Origin of the sequence: Nostoc flagelliforme FACHB-838 (assembly GCF_014698065.1) — a bacterium.
In the GTDB taxonomy this organism is placed as follows: Bacteria; Cyanobacteriota; Cyanobacteriia; order Cyanobacteriales; family Nostocaceae; genus Nostoc; species Nostoc flagelliforme_B.
The window spans coordinates 1-3,332 of sequence record NZ_JACJSI010000537.1; the positions used below are offsets into that span (position 1 = coordinate 1).

Genomic DNA, 3,332 nt, shown 5'->3' on the forward strand with positions numbered 1-3,332 from the left:
CCAGCCCTTTTCTAATTTTCTAATCAGAGATTCTATAAAATCCTTAGACCGTTCATCCTCATCAATAACAGTGTAAGTACACCAGAGTCTCAAAAACTTATTCTTCCTAACTCCACTTTCCGTTAGTTTTTTAGTCCTTAATCTTTCACTACGTATTAACAATTTTAATTGGTCAATCTGACAATTACTCTCTAGCTTGGACAGTTCTTCTTGTCGCTGATAATCCGAGGTAAAAGACCCTAAGTGTATTGTGAGACTTTCGCCTTCGCCTTCGGGAATTTCTTTTAGCCCCGCTTCTATCCCCTCAAAGATCGGCAGCATTTGCGATGATTGTAAATTCGGATGAATCCCTAAACAATCAAAGCAAAATTTGATTTGAATATTTTCACCTTTCTTGAGAATTAATGCGCCTACGCCCTGCCTACCTCCTAAGTTGAGGTCGCAAATCCCCGCTAAATGGATAATATCTTCAAAGGGAGTGAGCATTTTCACGACACTAATCTGCTCGTTTTCTAATGCTGCTTTACCTAATTTATCTTTAGCCTTATTAGAAGATTTTGGCATAATTTTACTAATAACTGAAATTTCACTAGAACTCAGAATTTATTTTTCTTCCGGCTTCCATCTGACGACTTCTGTTGTATTGATTGAAATCTCATATATCCCCTACTAATTCGAGGGACGCTGACGAACTTACCGAAAAAGTCTTTGTTTGTAGAAATTGTCCACCATGTTGCCCATCCCCAAGCAATACTTAATCCTGTACCTAACCAACTTGTTTTCAGTAAATAATTAAAGATGAATACATTGACTACTGCGATTAATGTCCAGGCAAATATTTGGTCGGCAGGGAATGGCCCTAGTCTTGGTCTTTCTCCTAAAATTCGATTTACTGTCCGAAAATCATGCTTTTTTGACATGTTTATTGATTTAATAAAGAGTTATCAGCTATTAATCCGAATGTGTATGTATCAATAACTGATAACCCTTGAAGAAGAATTCAGAAGTCAGAATTCAGGAGTCAGAATCAATCAGTGGGGGATTCAAACCCACTCCTGATTAGTTCGCGCTTGCGTCTCTGAAAGAGAAGACTGCTAAATTTTCAATTTAGTGGGGGTATTAAACACACTTATTCATTCGCCATTCACACAGAATTCATTCTTAATTCTGGCTCCTGACTCCTGAATTCTGTTTTGATAAAGCTTTTTTACTGAACAATCAAACCAGTAATTAAATCTCCAACGAAAACTGCCATAACTATGATTAATGGAGTTCTTGCTAGTGTCTGCCAGTCTTCATCATTGCGGGCAGACTGAATAATCCGAACTAAACTGATCCCAACATATAATAGGAATAAAGCTCTCAATACATTGAAAAAAAGTGCGATAACTTCTGATGTTTGTCCATTGTTGGCATTACCAAAAGTGGTGGTCATCCAAGTTTGAGCATTATTGAAAAACTGAGCATTAGCTGGAGCCGCCGCAAAATCAATTAGACAAATTACTGCTAACAGCGCAAACAACACAGCATAGAGATTAACTCCATACTTTCGTTGTAGTTTATCGAAGTTAGTAAATAATGCTTGTGATTGTTTCGGCAAGGCAATGACGATGGCGGACGCAATCATAAATCCACCCATCAATATATTGTGGACGGACATCTCTGCTATCATCAACACACCAGTCACACCCATGAGTGTAAGTGTGCTTTTTGTCGCCCTGTCATTCTTTGGAGAAGGTGAGAGGGTTGCCGTTGCCGAAGCGGAAAAACTTTCTAGATATTCGTAGTCAGTACGCATCTCGTTCTCCTGAACGATTGGATGAGGAATACGCACATTCTTAAATAAGTCAACTTCAAAATGGAGACACTTTAGTACTAAAAAAAAATAGCACAAAAGTACTAGTATAATATTGCTAACATTCATTCTCTAAGTATTTAGAAATCAATTATATTATTAGCAACCTTTTTGCTTGACATATAATCCCTGCAATTATTTATTAGTATAAATATTTTTGTAATTAGCTCAGTAAGGTAGAAATGTGGAGATTGACTTTTGCTTGATTTTGTGTGTTAAAGCCTGTTTAATGCAAGGCACAAGACACGAATAAATCAGCCCAGCCGTATCAATAATATTTTTGGCAAAACCGAGATATCTAGGCGCTTTCGCCCTCAAGGCGAAAGCGACGGCTGGGCTGATTTATTTATTGGTTCTCCCTAATACATACGTTTTTGGCAAATTGCCATCACAGCCTGATCGTAATCGATATTATTCTTTGGCTGATGATAAGGGTTGGATGTTAAGCCGATCGCCAACCTTGATATTGGCAGCGCCTGTTGCTAGCTCTAGCACCTGATTAGCAACTTTCCCCTTGTAGATGGGGCAAGGGGTTTTGTAACACGGTTGGGCATTGTAAACCGCAGTTGTCACCACATTGTCCTTAAGATAAAAGATGTCTAATGGAAAATTTACCTTGTACATCCAGAAAGGCACGTTGTAAATTTCTCCTCCCAGGTTGAATAACATTCCGCGATCACTGTTTAAGGATGCTCGAAATTTCATTTCAGCCCTTTCTCTAATTGCTCTGGCGTAGAAGCGGCTTCCAAGTTAAATGTGCGCTTGCCAAGAGTGAGAATGTGCGTAACTGGTAAATCTTGGGGACAAGTTTGAACGTAACCGAGCGCCACAGTGCCGATGATAATTGATACTCCAGCAACAGGGCCTAGTATGTTCAGTAAATTGAAGGCAGCAACGTATAAATCCTTTTCGGAATTGATTTTTAAAGTTTTCATGTTTCACCAAAAATATCGATGTTGCCGAGACTATATATAGATGAATCAATCGGGCTAGATGGAAGGCCATGCAAAGCGGCAATGTTACGCATACTTTCAACTCGGTCAGCTTCGCGGATGGCCAGAGGATTCATACTCTGCCTTGCAGCCAGCAATGCCGATAATGTAATCTCAAGTGATGGCAGTTCGCTAGCTGGTGCAACATCATCACCAAACATTTCACAGAAACTAAAGACGGCGGCGCGTTCTACAATGGCTTGAATCTCCGCCCCCACACATCGCTGTGTAGCTTTGAGTAACCTTTTCCATTCTTCTTCACTATACCCATCGCCCCGATCACGGAAACGAGGATCAAAACGGGCTAAGTGAATCTTGAATATTTCGTGCCGTTCTCCATAATTGGGTAAATCCACCTTAAAAATCTCATCGAAGCGTCCACTTCTGGTTAGCTCTGGTGGTAGCCATTGAATATTGTTAGCCGAAGCGATAATTAAAACCTCACTAGTACGTTCTTGCATCCAGGTCAAAAGCATACCAGCGAG

Annotated in this window: 5 protein-coding genes and 1 pseudogene; all 6 read right to left on the reverse strand. The window is 39.9% G+C overall.

All coding sequences use genetic code 11. The features are described from left to right. Positions 1-564: pseudogene (locus tag H6G97_RS48235) on the reverse strand (hypothetical protein); the annotation flags it as partial. A gap of 32 nt (positions 565-596) precedes the next feature. Next, on the reverse strand, positions 597-920 hold the full coding sequence (locus H6G97_RS48240) for a hypothetical protein (RefSeq protein WP_190947407.1): 324 nt from the start codon (positions 918-920) through the stop codon (positions 597-599). Between the two features lie 287 nt (positions 921-1,207). Beyond that, on the reverse strand, positions 1,208-1,798 hold the full coding sequence (locus H6G97_RS48245) for a hypothetical protein (protein ID WP_190947408.1): 591 nt from the start codon (positions 1,796-1,798) through the stop codon (positions 1,208-1,210). A 468-nt stretch (positions 1,799-2,266) separates the two neighbouring features. Further along, entirely contained in the window at positions 2,267-2,560 is a 294-nt protein-coding gene (locus H6G97_RS54345) for a DUF192 domain-containing protein (RefSeq protein WP_242056137.1), read from the reverse strand. Beyond that, positions 2,557-2,790, reverse strand: a complete 234-nt coding sequence (locus H6G97_RS54350) for a hypothetical protein (RefSeq protein WP_242056138.1) — start codon at positions 2,788-2,790, stop codon at positions 2,557-2,559. The genes H6G97_RS54345 and H6G97_RS54350 overlap by 4 nt, the downstream gene beginning before the upstream one ends. Continuing rightward, positions 2,787-3,332 (reverse strand): AAA family ATPase (locus H6G97_RS48255; protein ID WP_190947409.1); only part of this gene is annotated, 546 nt, incomplete at its 5' end. The genes H6G97_RS54350 and H6G97_RS48255, both read right to left, overlap by 4 nt.